Below are 20,827 nucleotides of genomic sequence, written 5' to 3'. Positions count from 1 at the left end.
GAGGGATGATTTTGGGAGCGGTTGCTATTGCAATAATTCCTGCTGCCGCGCCTGCTGGCGTCATCGCTGGTGTGGTTGCTCTTGCGACAGGCTTTGGATCTTATGTTGGTAGTTCTTTGTCAGAACAATTCGAATGGGGAGCAAAACTCATCGATTTCGTATCAAGAAACCTTATAAATCCAATGGATGGACTCAGTAATTTAGGCAAGTTTATTATAAATGATGCCGCTGCCGATGAGTTCACCGCCGCCACCACCGTCCAACCTCGCCGCGATCCTTTAACGTTAGATTTGGACGGCGATGGCCTGGAAACCACCGGCATCGACACCGCCAACCCCGTTTACTTCGACCACGACGCCGACGGAATAAAAACCTCCACCGGCTGGGTGGGTGCGAATGATGGATTTCTGGTATTAGACAAAAATGGCAACGGTACCATAGATAACGGCCGCGAATTATTCGGCGACGCCTATTTAAAAAGTAATGGGCAACTGGCCTCCGACGGATTTGATGCGCTAAGCGATCTGGATAGCAACGCCGACGGTGTGGTCGACGCTAATGATGCCCGCTTTGCCGACTTGCGCGTTTGGCGGGATTTGAATCAAGACGGTGTCAGTCAAGGCAACGAGTTGTTTTCGCTAAGCGGCTTGGGCATAGCGGCTGTTAATGTTCAAAGCACTGAGCACAATCAAACCTTAGCCAATGGAAACCAAGTAGCCGATCTTGGCACCTTCGTTAAAACCGATGGCAGCAGCGGAACTCTGGGCGAGGTCAGTGGCAACTTGGGAGATGTCAACCTCATACAGGATACTTTCCACCGCGAATTCACCGATAAGTTAGATACTAGTTCGGTGTCTTATCTGCCGGATATGCAAGGTAGCGGCGCGGTGCGGGATCTGCGTGAAGCAGCAACCCTGTCGCCGCAACTAAAACAGTTGTTGACGGATTTCACGACGGCGGATCGCTCTGGACAATTGGAGTTATTGCCTAAGATCATCAAAGCCTGGGCCGATACCGGCACATTGCTAACGACATTTAACGGTTATTCGCCTTATGCAACTGGACCAATGTATTCAGGATCCGGAGGTGGCTCGGCCCCACCGCCTACGACGTACACGGGAATGTATTCAGCTAGTACGCAAATTACAGTCCAGGGAGCCGGTGTCGTCGGTTCTAGTGATTTTAAAGGTTGGGTTAATAAACTCGATATTCTAGAAACTTTTAACGGCCGTACATTTCGCCCCGTCGCTGACGACGGTACGACGGTGCATGTTGTGCTCGCGCCCGGTGCTCTGGATTTGCTCAATCAAGCTTATTCAGAACTGAGCGATTCTGTATACATTGCGCTTATTGCGCAAACCCGACTGAAGCCATATTTAGAAAAGATAACGTTACACATTGATGAAAACGGTATAGGTCTGAATTTTTCGGCTATGAATGCCTTATTCAAATCATATATTGCATCCGAGCCAAGTAAAGTCGCTGGTGATTTATTGGAGCTACAAAAATATTTTGGCAAAGACTTCAATCCTGTTGGATGGGATGGCGCTCAATTGCTAATAGACTTGGAAAGTGATTTTCCTAGCGATTTTGATTTGATCGGCTTAATGACGGACCTGGGATTTCGGATTGGCACTATCGAAAACGATTTGTTAATTGGGTTAAGTGCTCAGGATGAATTGCATGGAGGTAACGGTAATGACAAGCTTCGCGGAGCTGCTGGCGATGACATCTTATACGGAGACGATGGCGACGATGAATTACGGGGGGACGACGGCGACGATACCCTAATCGATACCGCCGGTTGGAATACGCTCTATGGTGGCGCCGGCAACGACAGCATCACCGGCCAGGGTGTACTGGTCGGCGGCACCGGGGACGACGTGCTGACCGGCAGCGGCGGTAGTTATGCCACGTGGTCAGGCCAAACCTATCAATTTAATGTGGGCGACGGCAAAGACACCCTCATCGAATACGGCAGCAACGACGCATACTTCGTAGCCAATTACGGCAACAAAGACGTTCTGCAATTCGGCGCCGGCATCCATCCGGCGGACGTGGCGCGGATACGGGTCGGCAACGACCTGGTGTTCAAACTCAACGACGCCGACCAAGTCACGGTGAAGGATTGGTTCGTCAGCAGCGACCGTTACATCGAAGAAATCCAATTTGCCGACGGCAGCAAATGGACGGTCGCGACCTTGCAAAGCCTGCCGACCATCCTGAACGGCGGCGACGGCAACGACAATTTGACCGGTTGGGCCGGCGTAGACACCATCAGCGGCGGCTTGGGTAACGATAGCCTCAAAGGAGGTGATGGCAACGACACCCTGAACGGTAACGACGGCGACGACACGCTGAACGACACTTCCGGTTGGAATACCTTCTACGGCGGCGCCGGCAACGACAGCATCACCGGCCAGGGCGTCCTGGTCGGCGGCACCGGGGACGACGTGCTGACCGGCAGCGGCGGTAGTTATGCCACGTGGTCGGGCCAAACCTATCAATTTAATGTGGGCGACGGCAAAGACACCCTCATCGAATACGGCAGCAACGACGCATACTTCGTAGCCAATTACGGCAACAAAGACGTTCTGCAATTCGGCGCCGGCATCCATCCGGCGGACGTGGCGCGGATACGGGTCGGCAACGACCTGGTGTTCAAACTCAACGACGCCGACCAAGTCACGGTGAAGGATTGGTTCGTCAGCAGCGACCGTTACATCGAAGAAATCCAATTTGCCGACGGCAGCAAATGGACGGTTGCGACCTTGCAAAGCCTGTCGACCATCCTGAACGGCGGCGACGGCAACGACAGTTTGACCGGCTGGGTCGGCGTAGACACCATCAGCGGCGGCTTGGGTAACGATAGCCTCAAAGGAGGTGATGGCAACGACACCCTGAACGGCAACGACGGCGACGACACGCTGAACGACACTTCCGGTTGGAATACCTTCTACGGCGGCGCCGGCAACGACAGCATCACCGGCCAGGGCGTCCTGGTCGGCGGCACCGGGGACGACGTGCTGACCGGCAGCGGCGGTAGTTATGCCACGTGGTCAGGCCAAACCTATCAATTTAATGTGGGCGACGGCAAAGACACCCTCATCGAATACGGCAGCAACGACGCATACTTCGTAGCCAATTACGGCAACAAAGACGTTCTGCAATTCGGCGCCGGCATCCATCCGGCGGACGTGGCGCGGATTCGGGTGGGTAACGACCTGGTGTTCAAACTCAACGACGCCGACCAGGTCACCGTGAAGGATTGGTTCGTCAGCAGCGACCGTTACATCGAAGAAATCCAATTTGCCGACGGCAGCAAATGGACGGTTGCGACCTTGCAAAGCCTGTCGACGATCCTGAACGGCGGCGACGGCAACGACAGTTTGACCGGTTGGGCCGGCGTAGACACCATCAGCGGCGGCTTGGGTAACGATAGCCTCAAAGGAGGTGATGGCAACGACACCCTGAACGGTAACGACGGCGACGACACGCTGAACGACACTTCCGGTTGGAATACCTTCTACGGCGGCGCCGGCAACGACAGCATCACCGGCCAGGGTGTACTGGTCGGCGGCACCGGGGACGACGTGCTGACCGGCAGCGGCGGTAGTTATGCCACGTGGTCGGGCCAAACCTATCAATTTAATGTGGGCGACGGCAAAGACACCCTCATCGAATACGGCAGCAACGACGCATACTTCGTAGCCAATTACGGCAACAAAGACGTTCTGCAATTCGGCGCCGGCATCCATCCGGCGGACGTGGCGCGGATTCGGGTGGGTAACGACCTGGTGTTCAAACTCAACGACGCCGACCAGGTCACCGTGAAGGATTGGTTCGTCAGCAGCGACCGTTACATCGAAGAAATCCAATTTGCCGACGGCAGCAAATGGACGGTCGCGACCTTGCAAAGCCTGCCGACCATCCTGAACGGCGGCGACGGCAACGACAATTTGACCGGTTGGGCCGGCGTAGACACCATCAGCGGCGGCTTGGGTAACGATAGCCTCAAAGGAGGTGATGGCAACGACACCCTGAACGGTAACGACGGCGACGACACGCTGAACGACACTTCCGGTTGGAATACCTTCTACGGCGGCGCCGGCAACGACAGCATCACCGGCCAGGGTGTACTGGTCGGCGGCACCGGGGACGACGTGCTGACCGGCAGCGGCGGTAGTTATGCCACGTGGTCGGGCCAAACCTATCAATTTAATGTGGGCGACGGCAAAGACACCCTCATCGAATACGGCAGCAACGACGCATACTTCGTAGCCAATTACGGCAACAAAGACGTTCTGCAATTCGGCGCCGGCATCCATCCGGCGGACGTGGCGCGGATACGGGTCGGCAACGACCTGGTGTTCAAACTCAACGACGCCGACCAGGTCACCGTGAAGGATTGGTTCGTCAGCAGCGACCGTTACATCGAAGAAATCCAATTTGCCGACGGCAGCAAATGGACGGTTGCGACCTTGCAAAGCCTGCCGACCATCCTGAACGGCGGCGACGGCAACGACAATTTGACCGGTTGGGCCGGCGTAGACACCATCAGCGGCGGCTTGGGTAACGATAGCCTCAAAGGAGGTGATGGCAACGACACCCTGAACGGTAACGACGGCGACGACACGCTGAACGACACTTCCGGTTGGAATACCTTCTACGGCGGCGCCGGCAACGACAGCATCACCGGCCAGGGTGTACTGGTCGGCGGCACCGGGGACGACGTGCTGACCGGCAGCGGCGGTAGTTATGCCACGTGGTCGGGCCAAACCTATCAATTTAATGTGGGCGACGGCAAAGACACCCTCATCGAATACGGCAGCAACGACGCATACTTCGTAGCCAATTACGGCAACAAAGACGTTCTGCAATTCGGCGCCGGCATCCATCCGGCGGACGTGGCGCGGATACGGGTCGGCAACGACCTGGTGTTCAAACTCAACGACGCCGACCAGGTCACCGTGAAGGATTGGTTCGTCAGCAGCGACCGTTACATCGAAGAAATCCAATTTGCCGACGGCAGCAAATGGACGGTCGCGACCTTGCAAAGCCTGCCGACCATCCTGAACGGCGGCGACGGCAACGACAATTTGACCGGTTGGGCCGGCGTAGACACCATCAGCGGCGGCTTGGGTAACGATAGCCTCAAAGGAGGTGATGGCAACGACACCCTGAACGGTAACGACGGCGACGACACGCTGAACGACACTTCCGGTTGGAATACCTTCTACGGCGGCGCCGGCAACGACAGCATCACCGGCCAGGGCGTCCTGGTCGGCGGCACCGGGGACGACGTGCTGACCGGCAGCGGCGGTAGTTATGCCACGTGGTCAGGCCAAACCTATCAATTTAATGTGGGCGACGGCAAAGACACCCTCATCGAATACGGCAGCAACGACGCATACTTCGTAGCTAATTACGGCAACAAAGACGTTCTGCAATTCGGCGCCGGCATCCATCCGGCGGACGTGGCGCGGATACGGGTCGGCAACGACCTGGTGTTCAAACTCAACGACGCCGACCAGGTCACCGTGAAGGATTGGTTCGTCAGCAGCGACCGTTACATCGAAGAAATCCAATTTGCCGACGGCAGCAAATGGAGTCAAGCTACCATCCTTTCCGGCATTTTAAGCCAATTGAGCGGTACGGATGTCGGCGAGCATGTGCTCGGGACTTCCGCTAGCGAGTCAATCAGTGGGCTGGCTGGCGATGATTTCGTTTCCGGAATGGACGGAAACGATTTGATTGATGGCGGTCTCGGAAATGATCAGCTAATGGGTGGAAGCGGAAATGATCGAATCTTCGGCGGCCTAGGCGATGACACTATATCGGGTGAACTTGGTAACGATAGGCTTTTTGGCGGCGGCGGTTCCGACATTTTTCAGTTTTCGAGTTTTGGGTCCATCAATGCCGATATCATTGCCGACTTTTTACCATCGAACGACATTATAGAGTTAGACCATACGCTTTTGAGTCAACTGAGTACGACAGGTGTGTTGTCGGATGAGCTGTTTATCAAGGGAGACGGTGTCACTGCATCGGACGAAAACGACTTCGTTTTATACGATACCGCCACGGGTACTTTGTATTACGACGCGGACGGTAATGGCGCTGAGGAGGCTCAAGAAATCGTCACGCTGGTCGGGGCGCCGTCTATTACGGCGGCCGATATTGTCGTGGTGTAAATAACTGCTGATGAACCGTAGCGGAACGCTGGGTTTTAGCCAATTGTTTCCGTTTTCGCGGTGAAGGCGCCACTGTTGTCGGAGTCAATGCCCCCGGATTATCCGGGGGCGCTTTATAAGCGAAACGCTCTTAACTTCAACGCTGGCCGCCAATGAACCGCGCTTTGCCGTCCAAGACTCATAGGCTGGATGCGACGTATGGCGGCGTTATCCCTACAACCTGTCGTTACGGGACAGGGACAGCCGTTAAATTCAACTGTCGCGATAGCGACTTAAATGCCGACAGCGTTTTATAAATGGCATTCTTTCAATTTCGTGACGTCGTTTGTAACGGTATTGCCGGCGCTAGCTAATTTGCATTGCCGGGCATTCCCCCGTTTAACATCCCCAGCGCAAGGCGGCGGTGTTGACCGGCGCGTCCCAAAGTTGCCGCAATTCGTCGTCCAATAGCGTGACGGTGAGCGAACATCCGGCCATGTCCAGCGAGGTAGTGAAATTCCCGACTAGTGAACGCTGCACGTGCAAGCCGCGTCCGCTCAAAAATTGCCAGGCCAGTTCGTATAGCAAATGCAGTTCGACCAACGGCGTTCCGCCGAAACCGTTGACGTGCAGCAGGATGGATTGTCCGGCGCTGGGGGCGAGTTCGTCGATAATGTGGCCGGCGACTTGGGCGACGATTTCGGTTGCCGGCGCGATTTTACCGGTTTCCCGGCCGCGCTCGCCGTGAATGCCGACGCCGATTTCCATTTCGTCGTCCGCGATGGCGAACGTCGGATGGCCTAGCGCCGGCACGGTGCAGCTGGTGAGTGCGACGCCCATCGATGCGGTGTTTCCGACCACGCGTTCGCCCAGCGCTTGGCAGGCGGCCAAATCCAGGCCGGCTTCGGCGCCGGCACCGACGATTTTTTCGACGATGGTGGTGCCGGCTACGCCACGCCTGCCGATGCTGTGGTTTTTCGGTAGGGAAATGTCGTCGTTGACCACTACCGTGGCGTTGGGACAATCCAGCATTTCGGCCGCCATTTCGAAATTCATCACGTCGCCGGCGTAGTTCTTGACGATGAACAGTACGCCTGCGCCGGTATTGACCATTTGAGCGGCAGCCAGCATTTGATCCGGGGTGGGCGAGGTGAATATTTGGCCGGGGCAGGCGGCGTCCAGCATGCCGTAGCCGACAAAACCGCTGTGCAGGGGTTCGTGGCCGGAGCCGCCGCCGGAAATCAAGGCAACCTTGCCGGGTTTGTTTTGTTTGCGGCACACATAGTTCGGTTCGGTATGTAAATCGACGATGTCGGCATGGGCTTTGGCGAAGCCGCGTAAGCTGGTGTCCAGCAGGGTCGCCGGGCTGTCGAGGAATTTTTTCATGCTTACCTCCGGTTTATAGTTGTTGTAAGGCAGTGGTGAGTTCTTCTATGTCGCGCATGATCCAGGTGGGCGAATAATCGAGTTGCGCCAGATAAAGCGTTCCCACGCTCCGCGTGGGAATGCAGCCCCCGGACGCTCCAGCGTCCATCACCAAACGTCTATCTCCATCAACCCTTTCAAGCCTTCATAGTTGGCGGCACTGGAATAACGCCAATGCTGCGGTAAATTCACATAACCGCGTTTGACCGGGTTGGCGTGGATGTAGTCCGGCTTCTGCCGCATCATCGCTTCGTTCAAAATCATTTCCGCATGTATGCCTTCCTGCCAGTCCCGTATATGCGCGGCTTTGGCGAAGTGCAGGCGTTGCAGCAAGCGCTCGGCTTTTTGCTGCTGGAGGTGGTCGATAATCCGGCGGGCGGTATAAGCTTTGAAGCCGGCAAGGCATTGGTCCAGTTCCGGGGCCTGAGCGATAAAGTGCAGATGGTTTTCCAGAATTACGTAGCCGTAGAGTTTTAAACCTGTATGTTGGCGTTGGTATTGCCAACTGTCGAGGACGATTTGCACGGTTTCCGGGCGGGTAAACACGGCCAGCCATTCGACGACGGTGCAGGTCATGAAATGGGGTTTGTCGGCTTCGGCGATGAGGTAGCGGCTTTTTCCCATGAGTTGCTTTATTCATAAGGACGCCGAGCGTCCGGAGCTGCGTCCCCACGCGGAGCGTGGGGACGATGATCTGTCCTGTCAGCTCGTAGCGTGCGGCGAGGTAAGGAACCGTACGGAACGCATGTCAACAATTCTGTCGGCGTCGGTCAACAAAAGCCGGCTGATGGTCGTGTTCGGGCTGAAGAAAATACGACAAAACGCCGTAGTCCTGGATTGGCCGCGAACGCTTGCTATCGGGTGGCTGCGGCTGGATCACGCCGGGGTTACTCGCGCTAACGTCATAATCCGGTCATATTGAATTAGCATAATCGCCGCATGTTTAGCCTGCGGTTGATTTCTGTCTCCGAGAAAGCTCGGCTTTCTCCCCGTTTTCGCAATCTTCAATGTGGGAGCGCGCCGCTGTCCGGTTTGTGCGCGCTGGGGATTTTGCTTTATTCGCTATGGCATTGGCCAAGCTTGAAGGCGCAAGAACCGGTTGCGGCTGTAACACCGTCCACGGACGAGCGGCCCGCCGCTCCGGATTACCGACGGATTGCGGCGTGGAATTTATTCGGCGGACAAAATGACGAGACGCCGGGCGCGGCGGAACAACCGGTGGAATCCGATTTGCAGCTCAAGTTGCTCGGCACCTTTATGGTGTCCGCGCTAAGCGACAGGCGGTATGCCATTGTTCAACACAACGACGGTGCGCAACGGCGTTACCGGGTCGGCGACAGGCTGCCTGAAGATGTTGTATTGGAGCGGGTGGACGCAAAACGCATTGTGGTGCGCAACCGGCAACGTTTGGAGTCGTTAGCCTTTCCCGCGCCGGCTCCGGCCGCCGCGCCTTAACTTTTCGCCTTTCCCCCTATCATGAACAAAGCTCGCGTTTGGCTGGGAGTGCTCGCGCTGGTCGCATGGCAATGGGCCGTCGCGGAGCCGGGCGAATTTTCCCTGAATTTCAAAGACGTCGATATCAAGGCCTTAATCGAAACCGTGGCCGACGCGACCGGCAAGAATTTCGTGGTCGATCCCCGCGTAACCGGCAACATTACCGTGATGACTTCGACGCCGATGCGCGCCGCTCAGGTTTACGACGTGTTTTTGTCGATCCTGAAAGTGCACGGTTATGCGGCGGTCCCCAACGGCAATGTGATCAAAATCGTGCCGAGCGGTTCGGCAAAACAGGACGGTGAGCCGGGGGAATTGCAATCTGGCCCTAAGCGAGGCGACGAGCAGCAAACCCGCATCGTTCAGGTTCAGCACTTGGACGCCAATCTGTTGGTGCAGACCCTGCTGCCTTTGTTGCCGCAATATGCCTTTATGGCGGCGGTTCCGGAAAGCAATACCTTGGTGATTTCCGATACCGCCGCCAATGTGACGCGCTTGGAAGCCATGATTCGGCAAATCGACCGGCGCGATACGCACGGCATGGAAGTGATTGCGTTGCGCCATGCCGGTGCGGCGGATTTGGTGCAACCCATCAACAATTTGTTGGCGGCCGCCAATGCGGGTAAAACCACGGCCGGTGCGCCGCCATTGGCGGCCGACGAGCGCACCAACAGTTTGATCATCGGCGGGGATGCGGACACCCGACTGCAATTGCGGGCTTTGGTCGCCAGTTTGGACGTGCCGGTGGAAAAAGACGGCAATACCGAAGTGATTTATATGCGCTACGCCGTCGCCAAGGATTTGGTCGAGACGTTGACCAGTGTCGGCGGCGAGAAAACCGACAAAAACGCTGCCGTGCAAGCCAGCGCGAATACGCCCAAGAATTTGGACATTCGCGCCGACGAGGCTGCCAATGCCTTGATTATCACCGCGCCGCGCGACAAGATGCGCACGCTGAAAAGCGTGGTGCGGCAGCTGGACGTGCGTAGAGCCCAGGTGCACATCGAGGCCATCATCGCCGAAGTCAGCTACGACAAGAACCAGCAATTGGGGGTGGAGTGGCAAACCAAGGCCGACGGCGACGCGGTGGCGGCGTTTCGCAAAGGTAGCGACAATTCCCTGGATTTATCGCAATTCGTCAGCACTTTCGGCAAGGGCTTGAGCGTGGGCTATTTGGCCGGCAGCGAAATTAAGGCCTTGATCAACGCCTTTTCCACCGACAACGACGTCAACGTATTGTCGACTCCGTCCTTGGTGACCATGGACAACGAAGAAGCCAGCATCATCGTCGGCCAAAACATCCCGCTGAATACCGGCAGTTATACGACCAATACTTCCGGCGCCAGCAATCCGTTTACCACCGTACAGCGGCAAGACATCGGCATCAAGTTGCGCGTGCTGCCGCAGATCAATGAAGGCGACGCGGTCAAACTGAAAGTTACCCAGGAGGTTTCCAGCATAGTCGGCGACGATGCCCAGCGCTTCGACAAACGCCAGATCGAAACCTCGGTGCTGGTGGACGACGGTAAAGTGCTGGTGCTGGGGGGCTTGATCAAGGACGACGTCAATGAAGTGGTCGACAAAGTGCCGTTGCTGGGCGACATACCGGTGTTGGGTTATTTGTTTCAATCCACGACCACCAAGGTCAAAAAGACCAATTTGATGGTGTTTTTACGCCCGCAGATCATTCGCGCCAGCCACGAAGCGTTGGGCGTTACCCAAGACAAATATCGCGAGTTGCGCGAGAAGCAGCAGGAGTTCAATCGAGACGGTTTACTGCTGTTGCCCGACGAGCCGCAACCGTTGTTGCCACCCATGCCGGAATCGCCGCCGGCAAGTCAGTTGCAGGAGCCTTGATATGCAATCCGTCGAGTTGGCAGAAAATAGCCTCGGCATGCCGCGTTTGTTGGCCTACGGTTTTGCCAAACGCTACGGAGTGGTTGCTTTATACGCAGCCGATGCGATTTGGCAAGTGTTTCACCGGGCGGACACGCCGGTCAGCGCGCTGTTGGAAGTACGGCGCTGGATACCCTCGCCGGCCCGTTTCGCCGTGATTGCTGCGGCCGAGTTCGAACGATTGTTGCAGCAAACCTACGAGCATAAATCCGGTCAAACCCGGCGTATGGTCGACGATTTGCACGAGCAAATCGATTTGTCCGACGTAGCCCAGCATTTGCCCAGGCCGGAGGATTTGCTGGAAAGCGACGACGAAGCTCCCATCATCCGTTTGATCAATGCCTTGCTGGCCGAGGCGATCCGGGAAAATGCCTCGGACATCCACATCGAGACTTACGAGTCGCGCATGGTGGTCAGGTTTAGGGTGGACGGCGTATTGCGCGAAATCATCCAGCCGCAACGCGAATTCGCACCGATGGTGATTTCGCGCCTGAAAGTCATGGCCAAGCTGGACATCGCCGAAAAACGCTTGCCGCAGGACGGGCGCATCTCCCTGCAGATCGGCGGGCGCAATGTGGACGTGCGGGTGTCGACCTTGCCGTCCGGACACGGCGAGCGGGTGGTGTTGCGCTTGTTGGACAAACAGGCCAATCAACTGGATTTGGCGCAAATCGGCATGGCGGAGTCGGAATTGGCCGGCATCCGGGCCATGATAGCCCGGCCGCACGGCATCGTGTTGGTGACCGGACCGACCGGTTCGGGCAAGACCACCAGCCTGTACGCCATCGTCAACCGGCTCAACCAGCGCAGCCGCAACATCCTGACGGTGGAAGACCCTATCGAATATTATCTGGACGGTATCGGCCAAACCCAAGTCAACGCCAAAGTGGATATGACCTTCGCCAAGGGCTTGCGGGCCATCTTGCGCCAAGATCCGGACGTGGTGATGGTCGGCGAAATCCGCGACCGCGAGACTGCCGAGATTGCGGTGCAAGCCAGTTTGACCGGGCACTTGGTATTGTCCACCCTGCACACCAACACTGCGGTCGGCGCGATTACCCGGTTGCGCGACATGGGCGTGGAGCCGTTTTTATTGGCATCCAGTCTGGTCGGCGTGATAGCCCAACGCTTGGTGCGTTTGCTGTGCCCGCATTGCAAGCAACCGGTTGGCGTCTTGGGCGAGGATTTGCGCAAGCTGGGTTATGACGGCGCGGCGCACCGGACCGTGCAGGTGTTCGAGCCCAAGGGTTGCCAACGCTGTTTCGATCACGGTTATAAAGGCCGGGCCGGCATTTTCGAAATTGTTCCTGTCGATGCCGCGATGGTCAAGTTGATTCACGACGGCGCCGCCGATTCGGCCTTGGAGCGCCACGCCCGCACGCTGGCGCCCAGCATACAGCAGAGCGCCTTGCACAAAGTGTTGAGCGGCGCGACCAGCATGGACGAGGCACTGCGCATGACCTTGAAAGAATAAACCGTGCCGGCTTTCGAATACAAAGCCATAGACGGAGGCGGGCGGCAAACCAAAGGCACCTTGGAAAGCGATAGTGCTAAAACCGCGCGCCAGCAGCTAAAGGCCCAAGGCTTGGTCCTGCTGGACATCAAGCCGTTACAGAAAGCCGAAGCCGTCGGCAAAATTGCTTTGTGGCAACAGCGCATCGGCATGCGCGCATTGGGACACATCACTCGGCAACTGGCGGCATTGCTGAAATCCGGCTTGGCCATCGACGAAGCCTTGACCATCGTGGCGCGGCAGTTGGAAGCGGCCGCTACCCGGCGCATCGTATTGGCGGTGCGTAGTCGGGTGTTGGAAGGGCAAAGTCTGGCGCAAGCCTGCGCCGGCTTTCCCAGTTCCTTTCCCCCCTTGTACCGCGCCACCATAGAAGCCGGTGAGTCTTCCGGTAAATTGGCGCAGGTGCTGGAGAAATTGGCCGATTATCTAAGCGACAAAGGTCAGTTGCACCGCAAGTTGCAGATGGCCTTGATTTATCCCGTGCTGTTGAGCTTGGTGTCTTTATTGGTGGTGATAGGCTTGTTGGCTTACGTGGTGCCGGAAATAACCGGGGTGTTCGACAAAATGGGGCAACAATTGCCGGGCATTACCCAAGGCTTGATCGCCTGCAGCGACTTTTTCAAAGCTTACGGTTTGTTTTTAGTGCTGGCTACGTTGGTTGGCGTGGGATTGGGGCAATGGATCTTGCGCCGTGACGGGCCGCGTTTGCGTTTTCACCGTTGGCTGTTGCGCCTGCCGTTGATCGGCAAATTTTCCCGCGGCATCAACAATGCCCGCTTTACCCGAACCTTGGCGATTTTGACCAATAGCGGGGTGGAATTGTTGGTGGCCTTGAAAATTGCCGGGCAAGTATTGGCCAACGATGCGATGCGGCAAGCCGTCGAAAACGCGGCGCTAAGAGTTAGGGAAGGGCAGACGCTGAACAAGGCGCTGGAGATCAGCCGTATGTTTCCGCCGGTCACTATTCATCTGGTGGCCAGCGGGGAGGCCAGCGGTCAACTGCCGCGCATGCTGGAAAGTGCGGCGGACGATCAGGAGCGGGATATTGAAGCCTTGACCGAATTGACTCTAGGCTTGTTCGAACCGGCCTTGATTTTGACCATGGGTCTGGTCGTGCTGACCATCGTGTTGGCCATTTTGTTGCCGATCTTCGAAATGAATCAGCTGATACGCTGATTTTAGGGGGGTATTGGCGCCTGACTGACCGTCGGACGCCAAGGTCTTATAGTCAGCGTTAAGACGCGGTGACGGCGGCTACTTTTCTGGACAATTCCGCCGACACCAAGGCTTCGTGATGGCGCCTCAAGATGGAATCGGTCGGACGCGGCGGCAAGGCGGCTTCGACTTCGTGGCGCAGCAAGGACAGCACGTGGCGTCTCAGCACCGCATCTTCCGGAATCGCAGTGACATTAGCGGCATGCGAACGGTCTTGCAGACTATGGCAAACGCTGTCCGCCAACGGGTGGCCCTCGATGCGGCAGGCGCACATGGTCAACAACAAGCCGTAAATCAAGAAGAATAATGCGATGAGCGATAAGATTACGATCATAAATACTCCGGGCTTTACGCCGAATATGATGAATAAACTAACTATTCGCGAAGGCGTCCGCTAAGAAGCCGTTCGCAGCGAAAGCCTACGGAAAATCCGGCGCCGGAACCGGCGCGGTTGTCGACTCGTCTGTCGGAATGGTTTTTGGCCAAGCAATAGAAGAACAATGGACGATCGAACAATTAACCGTAGGCGAACCCAACGATTTACGACGCCATTGTCGAAGAAGGGAAATTAAAGTGCACCGTTGCAACCGCAATTATAAGCATGAATCAAGCCAGCTTTTTCAATATGACGTCAAAGCCGGAGGGAAGCGAGCTTTCAGGGAAACGGCCGCAGGTAAGCAGGCAGGGTTGTAATGAATTATGGTTTATATTGGTGCGTACTTTGGTGCAAATAGACTGTTTTGGTGCGTATTCTGAAAAAATCAATCGGCTGTACGTGGCGAGTCTGACGAAGCGTGAGTGAATTTGATTCGCTTATTAATCCGGCCCTGTTTATCACTGGTATTCCGTTCGCGCTGAGCTGGTCGAAGCCCAGGCTGCTGTGCCCTTCGACAGGCTCAGGGCGACCGGTAATTTAAGGGCCGGGTCCGGCAACCGTCATTCCCTTTCGGCGCGGATGTCGCTCCCACAGAAAAACTTTTATTTGCTGGGGTGATGCCGCTTTTTCATGAGCATTAGGTGAACGATTGGACAAACGCCGAAATGCCCAGGGTCAATCAATGCGGTTGCGCTGCGAAGTTAGCTCAAACCAAGCCGGCCCGTTGCCGGATCTCGCTAAGATTTTGTTCGATCAATAATGTGCCGTTTTTATATACCGTGCGCAGCAGATTGGTTCTATCGCCTAGCGCCGATTCCGTCACGGTGTGCAAGCGGCCGGATTCGGCGCGGATCAGCGCCAGACGGCCGCGTTTGGACTGTTTGCCGGGGTCGGTAACCGGATCTTTGTATACGTCATGCCAGGTATCGTCTATGCAGATGGCCGATGCTTTCATGGCAAATTTCAACGTGTCTCTATCCAGCTTTTGCAACAAGCCGGCGCCCATGCCGAAGGCCACGTTGTCGGCGCTGTAACCGGCTTGTTTCAGGGCGTGCAAAATTCTTTCTATGCTGCGAATATCGACGCCGTCGCCTTGGATCACGCGCACCGCCGGGTGCAGCAAGCGGTATCCGTTGACCGTTTCAGCGCCGAAATGGTGATCCAAGCGTTGCACGGTTTGCAATACCACCTCGACCGGGTCGCCGGAATCCGGGCGCACCACCAGCCGGCCGCCGGATTCGACGATCTGCCGTTTAAACCGGGTACCCCAACATTCCAAGGCGTGCCACAAATCGTACGAATCGCTGACCACCGCGACGGTTTTGTCCGGGGCTAGAAACCGGTCCAACATGTTTTGATAAGCGTCGGCTTCCCGCTCCCGTCCCCAGGCGGTAATGGTGGAATGTTCTGCCGCCGGAATCGAAAAGGCCGGCATCTCGTCGACGCCGTAGTAACGCTTGGCCGCCAGCACGGCGGCAAGGGTGTCGGTACCTTTGAAGTTGACCAAGTGCGCCAAGCCGGCGATGGCGGCCGATTCGAACGACGACACGCCGCGCGCGCCGAAATCGTGCAATTTGTAATCCAGTCCCGACAAATCGGCGCCGGTTTCCCGCAGGTACCGGGCGATCAATTGTTTGCAGGCATAGGAACGGCTGGCTACCGTCGTGCCGTACCAGGCGGCACGCAGCAACATGGTTTCTAAATAACTGGTCAGCCAGAAGCAAGCCGGGTCGGTATTGACGATTTGCATCATCACTTGGCCGGGTTCGGTGAGCATGCCTTCGGGTATTGCCTGAATTTCCAGCGGCAAATAGCCTTGGTGCCGCTCGACGATATGCCGCCAGCCGGTCCGGTTGAACGGCAGGCCGTGCTCGGTTAAAACCGTTTCGGCTTGGTCGACCATGGCAGGCGTAACGGGATTCAACAAATAGTCCTTGATGAACATTTGCAAACCGAAAAACACGATTTGCGGATAGTCGCCGCCGCGCGATTCCACATACGACGACACATAGCGGGTACCGGGCGGGTATTGCAGATAGTGGCTGGATTTGTAGCTGTCGGTGTTGAGTATCAGGTTGTCGGCTAGGCTGTGCATGTGCAGGCTTGGAAACAGGAAATCGTGATGGGGGATGCTGAGTTGCGATTTTAACAGCAGTTGTCGCGACAGCCTGACGCTACCTCGGCGCTATGCCCTGTGCGACCCAGGGAAACCGCGCTTGCCGGTGTCGGTGCGGCTTGCATGGAGCCGATTTAAATCCATGTGTTGGCTGTCAACCGGCGATTGCCTAGTTGTTCGGCCCAGCCGCGAAAGCGGGTTTTGGCGGAGCGCTTGAGTTAAAAGATAGCGGGATGGCAAGCACTACAGCAACCCGGTCAGGTCAGACTCCAGCTCTTCGTATGCGCCGAAGCGGCTGGCGTGCACCATGCCGCCGCGCGCTATCAGCACGTACGACGGCGTGCCTTGTAAGCCATAACGGTCGAAGGTTTCCGGGCGATAGGGCCGATGCGCCCAATAAGCGCGCAAACGGTTGCGCAGGATTTCCCGCTCGAGTTCGGATGGGGCGGCGAAACCGTGCAAGCGGTTTATTTCCGCCTCCAGGTTGCCGCCCGCGCGCGGGGTCAATTTATCCATCGCTACCGGAAACGTCAGTGAGTGAGGCCAAATACCGTTTTGCAGTAAACCGTAGCGACTCAGAATTTTCTCGGTTTCGCCGATGACCCGGCCTTCTTGCAACAGCTTGCGCAGATTGTCGGTCGTGTTTTTATCGAAGTCCTCGAACGCGGTCGCCAGACCCAACACCCTCAAGCCCCGCTTGTGGTAAGACTGGTGCAAACTTTCCACTTTAGGCAGGCAGTGCAGAAAGCAGCCGGGGCAATTGACTTGAAACACCGCGAGCAAAACCACGTTACCGGTTAGTTCGCTCAGCGCCAGCGGCCCGTCTTGCAACCACTCGGCGATTTCCAGCGGCGGCGCAACCCGGCCTATCAATGCCTCAGACATAGCATGTTTCTCCGTTTTTCATACCTCCGACATTCGACAAAACGCATATTGAACCACTGCGCCGAGCTGCGCTGACGAAGCGGGGCTTAACGCTAAGCACAACTCGCGTAGCGAAGACGGGTTAAGGTGTTGGTAAAGCGCATTAGTCCACACTCTGAACTACCTGTTGCCCAAGAAGCAAGTAGATGCTTGGCAAATTAAAACGAGGGTCAGACGCAGGGAACACTAAAGCGCTATTCGTATCGCCTGCCCCCCGAAAGTCAATGCCGTCACGTGTTGTCCGAAATCCGGTAAGTTCGCTGGTGCCGATGTTGTAATGCCCCTCTGAGTGAATGTCTGCGTAGCCCTCCTGCTTTAATTTATCAAAGAAGTGCGCCTCTTCTACCGAAGATTCAAACTTGTTTTGAACGGAACCATCCTGGAGGGCTGGGAGGAGCCAAGCCCAACCGCAATAAGCCTGAAAAAAATCATCGTCAGTCGTTGAGTTTTTCCCGCCAAGGTTTGAGCGGGGCGCCGGAGTGATAGCCCATGGGCGACAGCGGTTTTATTCGATGGGTTTGAGGTTTTTGATTTTGTCGAGTAGTTGTTTGTATTCCGCGGATTGCCAAACTGCGTAGTTCAGGTTTTTGAACAAGCCGGTCAGACGGGTAAAGTAGTCGCGGATTTGCTCTTGGCCGCCGAATGCGCGTTCGGTTTCCAATAGGTCCAGGATCAGCAAAAAGGCGGCTTTTTGCCTCTCCAGCGGCACGGATACGTCGACGGGGTCGAAGGCGTCTTGTTGCAGATAGACCATGTCGACGAATTGGGCCTTATGGTAGGTCAGATAATCCTCCGGAGTAACGCCTTCTTCGCCGGCGACTTGGATCATTTCGTAAACGCTATTGCCCCGGGCCAGTAAGTCAAGCAGTTTCTGTACATTCGCAGTCCATTCCGGCGCTAATTCGCGTTGGTACCACGGCTTGAGTTGTTCCGGATAGCGAGACCAGGACAGCAGCGGATCGACCGCCGGGTAAAAGCGTTTATACGCCCGGTCGGCGCTGAGGCCGAGAAAGGTTTTGACCGTGCCCAGGGTGGATTGGGTGACAGGTTCCTCGAAATTGCCGCCGGCCGGCGACACCGTGCCTATCATGGTCAGGCTGCCGCTATTGCCCTGTTTGTCTTGAATCACCCCAGCCCGCTCGTAAATGTTTTTGATCGACGAATCCAGGTAAGCCGGAAAAGCCTCTTCGCCGGGTATTTCCTCCAGACGGGCGGAGGTTTCCCGCATCGCTTGCGCCCAGCGCGAGGTGGAATCGGCCAGCAGCAAAACCTGCAAACCCATTTGCCGGTAGTATTCGCCGAGCGTGATGCCGGTATAAATCGATGCCTCCCGGGCGGCTACCGGCATGGACGAGGTGTTACAGATGATGATGGTGCGGTCCATCAACGAGCCGCCGGTTTTCGGGTCTATCATTTGCGGAAACTCGCTGATGGTTTCCACCACTTCCCCGGCCCGTTCGCCGCAGGCTACCACGATCACGATGTCCACTTCCGAATTGCGGGCGATCAGGCTTTGCAACACGGTCTTGCCGGCGCCGAACGGGCCGGGAATGCAAGCCGTCCCGCCGCGGGCGATCGGGAAAAAGGTGTCGATGAGTCTTAGGTGGGTGATCAAGGGTTCGAACGGGTATAGGCGTTGAATCAGATCGTTGCGCAACAATGGTTGTGTCAAAGGATTGCGTACCGGCCAACGCTGCATCAAGCCGACCGCTTGTTCCTTGCCGTTAGTCAGCCGGATTTTGGCGACCGCTTCGTCGACCGTGACGTTGCCGGCTTGAATCCAGGTGACCTCGACTTCGCCCTTGACGTCGAACGGCACCATGATTTTGTGAATGAAGCGGCGCTCCTGCACCGTGCCTAGAGTCGCGCCGGCGTATAATTTGCTGCCGAGTTGCACGCAAGGGTTGAATGCCCATTTGCTGTTACGGTTCAGGGCCGGTAAATCGACGCCGCGCGGCAGAAAAAAACCGAATTCGACTGCCAATAAATCCAGCGGATTTTGCAGGCCGTCATAAACTTGGCCGAGCAAGCCGGGCCCCAGTTCCACGGACAATAATTCGCCGCTTTGTTCCACCGGATCACCGACGCCGACGCCCAAGGTACTTTCGTAAACTTGGGCGTCGGCGCGATTGCCGTAAATGCGCAGCACTTCCGCTTTCAAGCGCTCTTGGTGCTTGGCTTGGCTGCGGCCGGGCAAGATGTAAACCACTTCGTTCTTGGTCAACGGCCGGTCGCCGACCGCTTCTATCGCGACCAAATCGTCTTGAACCGCGACGATGCGTGCGCTGGCAGGGTTTGTTGTATCGTTCATGCTGTTCCTTCCAATTCGGCCTGAACGGCGGCCAAGCCGGCTTCGACTAATTCGTCGAAGCGCGCGACGGCCAATTCGCCGTCGTAAGTGGCCCAGCGGTGGATTAAATCCCAACGCAGCACGTAAAGCACCACGGCCGGAAAGTCGAAATAGTGGCCTAAGTTTAAGCGCGCGTAATAGTGCCAATTCAATTGCAACAACAATTTGTCCAGGGCCAAAGGTTGATGTTGTGCCATCAGTTGTTGGGCTTGGCTTATCCAGGGTAGGGCGTGGCCTAAACCGAAATCCGGCTTGTGCCAGTTGTGCCGGATCAGCGGCAGGCGCGCGCCGAATCCGCAAAACGGCTGGCCGGGTGCCGGCTGCAGGCCGGCTTGCCGGCGCCGCAGCGCGCTGAGCAGGGTGCGCAATTCCAAACGCCAAGCCACAATGTCGCGCAGAAAGTCGCTACGTATCGAATCCAGCTCGCGGCGGCCGTGTTCAAAAATATCGGCATCGTCGCCGCCTTGCATTTTCGACCAATGCAAAAGCCCTTCGATGCGTTGCAAGTCCGCGGCGTCTTTTTGTGCCAATAACGCCAAGCGCCTGTCCAGTTGGATGCGGGAAATCACCGGCAAACGGCAGCCGAACAAGTCCATGGGCTGCGGCGGCAGGCTGCCGATCAGCATGGCATAGCGGCAATCGGGCAACATTATTTGACGATTCCTTGCAGCAGGGCCCGAAAACGCGGTTGCAGGTGGGCCAGCAATAAATTGGCTAGCGCGTCGTCGGTAAAGTCTATGCGCATCGCGCTGTCTTCCAGCCGGATGCTCAAGCCGTTTTGCACATCGTCGCCGATTTGAAAACTCACGCCTTTGCGTAGCATGTCGCCGGCTATGGCCGCGGATAATTGCGACAGTTCGCTGTGGCGTAACGCTTCCGGGTGCTGGCGCAGTTCTTCGACTCCGTCCGCCGTGGCCGGTAGCAGCAGGGTCAAGCGCTGTTGACGGTCCAAACAGGCATGGTCGCGCACCTGGCCGGCCAAAGCCAGGATCAGTTCGCGCAGAAAGGCTTGGTCGAGCAGTTGTTCGCCGACTACTCGGCGCACGTCTTGCGAGAAGCTGCTGAGCAGGGTGTCGCGCAACTTCAGCAAGGTGTCGCGGGCGGCCAAATTCAGCGCATCGACGCCGGCGCCGGACAGGGCGTCAGCCTCCGCGCGGGCGCGTTGGACTATGGTTTTGGCTTCTTGCTCGGCTTCGGCTATCAGCCAGGCGGCGCGGCGCTGGGCGTCGGCGACGATGTCTTTGGCTTTGTTTTGCCCGGCTTCGACCGCTTCTTCCCGCAAGCGCTCGATTAACTGCTCGACGCCGGACGAGGCGTATTCGGTTTTGTCGTCTTTCATCAGCAT

General features: G+C 56.7%; 14 protein-coding genes. 6 read left to right on the top strand and 8 right to left on the bottom strand.

Going from position 1 to position 20,827, the window contains the following annotated elements; genetic code table 11:
- Window positions 1-182: 182 nt before the first annotated feature.
- A complete protein-coding gene (locus F1E05_RS13360) occupies window positions 183-6,194 on the top strand; it encodes a calcium-binding protein (protein ID WP_150049244.1) in 6,012 nt (2,003 codons plus the stop codon).
- Between the two features lie 378 nt (window positions 6,195-6,572).
- Here F1E05_RS13360 and dhaK read toward each other — a convergent pair whose 3' ends face one another.
- Both dhaK and F1E05_RS13350 read right to left on the bottom strand, forming a co-directional pair.
- Window positions 6,573-7,559 (bottom strand): dihydroxyacetone kinase subunit DhaK, encoded by a 987-nt coding sequence (gene dhaK, locus F1E05_RS13355; protein WP_150049242.1) that lies wholly within the window; start codon window positions 7,557-7,559, stop codon window positions 6,573-6,575.
- 147 nt (window positions 7,560-7,706) lie between these two features.
- Entirely contained in the window at window positions 7,707-8,222 is a 516-nt protein-coding gene (locus F1E05_RS13350; RefSeq protein ID WP_150049240.1) for an REP-associated tyrosine transposase, read from the bottom strand.
- Between the two features lie 315 nt (window positions 8,223-8,537).
- On the opposite strand from F1E05_RS13350, the gene F1E05_RS13345 reads away from it, so the two are divergent.
- Genes F1E05_RS13345 through gspF form a run of 4 tightly spaced genes read left to right on the top strand, consistent with a single transcriptional unit; the run spans window position 8,538 to window position 13,677 of the window.
- Entirely contained in the window at window positions 8,538-9,053 is a 516-nt protein-coding gene (locus tag F1E05_RS13345) for a type II secretion system protein N (protein ID WP_150049238.1), read from the top strand.
- Window positions 9,054-9,074: 21 nt separating this feature from the next.
- The gene (gene gspD / locus F1E05_RS13340; protein ID WP_150049236.1) at window positions 9,075-10,949 is read left to right on the top strand and encodes a type II secretion system secretin GspD; all 1,875 of its coding nucleotides are present in this window, start codon (window positions 9,075-9,077) and stop codon (window positions 10,947-10,949) included.
- 1 nt (window position 10,950) lies between these two features.
- Window positions 10,951-12,462, top strand: a complete 1,512-nt coding sequence (gene gspE, locus F1E05_RS13335; protein WP_150049234.1) for a type II secretion system ATPase GspE — start codon at window positions 10,951-10,953, stop codon at window positions 12,460-12,462.
- 3 nt (window positions 12,463-12,465) lie between these two features.
- Complete coding sequence (gene gspF, locus F1E05_RS13330) at window positions 12,466-13,677, top strand: type II secretion system inner membrane protein GspF (RefSeq protein WP_150049232.1); 1,212 nt, start codon at window positions 12,466-12,468, stop codon at window positions 13,675-13,677.
- A 58-nt stretch (window positions 13,678-13,735) separates the two neighbouring features.
- On the opposite strand, the gene F1E05_RS13325 is transcribed toward gspF, so the two are convergent.
- Window positions 13,736-14,050 (bottom strand): hypothetical protein, encoded by a 315-nt coding sequence (locus F1E05_RS13325; protein ID WP_150049230.1) that lies wholly within the window; start codon window positions 14,048-14,050, stop codon window positions 13,736-13,738.
- A gap of 267 nt (window positions 14,051-14,317) precedes the next feature.
- Between F1E05_RS13325 and F1E05_RS13320 the strand changes: the two genes are divergently transcribed.
- Entirely contained in the window at window positions 14,318-14,518 is a 201-nt protein-coding gene (locus tag F1E05_RS13320; protein WP_150049228.1) for a hypothetical protein, read from the top strand.
- 280 nt (window positions 14,519-14,798) lie between these two features.
- Here the strand turns inward: F1E05_RS13320 and F1E05_RS13315 are convergent, their stop codons facing one another.
- The 5 genes from F1E05_RS13315 to F1E05_RS13295 all read right to left on the bottom strand — a co-directional run bounded on the left by F1E05_RS13315 (window position 14,799) and on the right by F1E05_RS13295 (window position 20,821).
- The gene (locus F1E05_RS13315; protein ID WP_150049226.1) at window positions 14,799-16,187 is read right to left on the bottom strand and encodes a nicotinate phosphoribosyltransferase; all 1,389 of its coding nucleotides are present in this window, start codon (window positions 16,185-16,187) and stop codon (window positions 14,799-14,801) included.
- 264 nt (window positions 16,188-16,451) lie between these two features.
- Window positions 16,452-17,093 (bottom strand): thioredoxin domain-containing protein, encoded by a 642-nt coding sequence (locus tag F1E05_RS13310; protein ID WP_150049224.1) that lies wholly within the window; start codon window positions 17,091-17,093, stop codon window positions 16,452-16,454.
- Window positions 17,094-17,637: 544 nt separating this feature from the next.
- Window positions 17,638-19,443 (bottom strand): V-type ATP synthase subunit A, encoded by a 1,806-nt coding sequence (locus tag F1E05_RS13305; RefSeq protein WP_150049222.1) that lies wholly within the window; start codon window positions 19,441-19,443, stop codon window positions 17,638-17,640.
- Window positions 19,440-20,132, bottom strand: a complete 693-nt coding sequence (locus F1E05_RS13300; RefSeq protein WP_150049219.1) for a DUF2764 family protein — start codon at window positions 20,130-20,132, stop codon at window positions 19,440-19,442. The genes F1E05_RS13305 and F1E05_RS13300 overlap by 4 nt, the downstream gene beginning before the upstream one ends.
- Window positions 20,132-20,821: a hypothetical protein gene (locus tag F1E05_RS13295; RefSeq protein WP_150049217.1), complete on the bottom strand. Its 690-nt coding sequence runs from the start codon at window positions 20,819-20,821 to the stop codon at window positions 20,132-20,134. Before F1E05_RS13295 ends, F1E05_RS13300 begins: the two co-directional genes overlap by 1 nt.
- Window positions 20,822-20,827 lie beyond the last annotated feature (6 nt).

The organism is Methylomonas rhizoryzae (assembly GCF_008632455.1).
In the GTDB taxonomy this organism is placed as follows: Bacteria; Pseudomonadota; Gammaproteobacteria; order Methylococcales; family Methylomonadaceae; genus Methylomonas; species Methylomonas rhizoryzae.
The sequence above is the reverse complement of the archived record's forward strand: the minus strand, read 5'-3'. Positions and strand labels throughout refer to the sequence as shown.

Bases quoted from the DNA above. Each gene is read 5' to 3' on its own strand.
- F1E05_RS13360 (WP_150049244.1), top strand. From the start codon at position 183: ATGGATGGACTCAGTAATTTAGGCAAGTTTATTATAAATGATGCCGCT.
- dhaK (WP_150049242.1), bottom strand. From the start codon at position 7,559: ATGAAAAAATTCCTCGACAGCCCGGCGACCCTGCTGGACACCAGCTTA.
- F1E05_RS13350 (WP_150049240.1), bottom strand. From the start codon at position 8,222: ATGGGAAAAAGCCGCTACCTCATCGCCGAAGCCGACAAACCCCATTTC.
- F1E05_RS13345 (WP_150049238.1), top strand. From the start codon at position 8,538: ATGTTTAGCCTGCGGTTGATTTCTGTCTCCGAGAAAGCTCGGCTTTCT.
- gspD (WP_150049236.1), top strand. From the start codon at position 9,075: ATGAACAAAGCTCGCGTTTGGCTGGGAGTGCTCGCGCTGGTCGCATGG.
- gspE (WP_150049234.1), top strand. From the start codon at position 10,951: ATGCAATCCGTCGAGTTGGCAGAAAATAGCCTCGGCATGCCGCGTTTG.
- F1E05_RS13325 (WP_150049230.1), bottom strand. From the start codon at position 14,050: ATGATCGTAATCTTATCGCTCATCGCATTATTCTTCTTGATTTACGGC.
- F1E05_RS13320 (WP_150049228.1), top strand. From the start codon at position 14,318: ATGAATCAAGCCAGCTTTTTCAATATGACGTCAAAGCCGGAGGGAAGC.
- F1E05_RS13315 (WP_150049226.1), bottom strand. From the start codon at position 16,187: ATGCACAGCCTAGCCGACAACCTGATACTCAACACCGACAGCTACAAA.
- F1E05_RS13310 (WP_150049224.1), bottom strand. From the start codon at position 17,093: ATGTCTGAGGCATTGATAGGCCGGGTTGCGCCGCCGCTGGAAATCGCC.
- F1E05_RS13305 (WP_150049222.1), bottom strand. From the start codon at position 19,443: ATGAACGATACAACAAACCCTGCCAGCGCACGCATCGTCGCGGTTCAA.
- F1E05_RS13300 (WP_150049219.1), bottom strand. From the start codon at position 20,132: ATGTTGCCCGATTGCCGCTATGCCATGCTGATCGGCAGCCTGCCGCCG.
- F1E05_RS13295 (WP_150049217.1), bottom strand. From the start codon at position 20,821: ATGAAAGACGACAAAACCGAATACGCCTCGTCCGGCGTCGAGCAGTTA.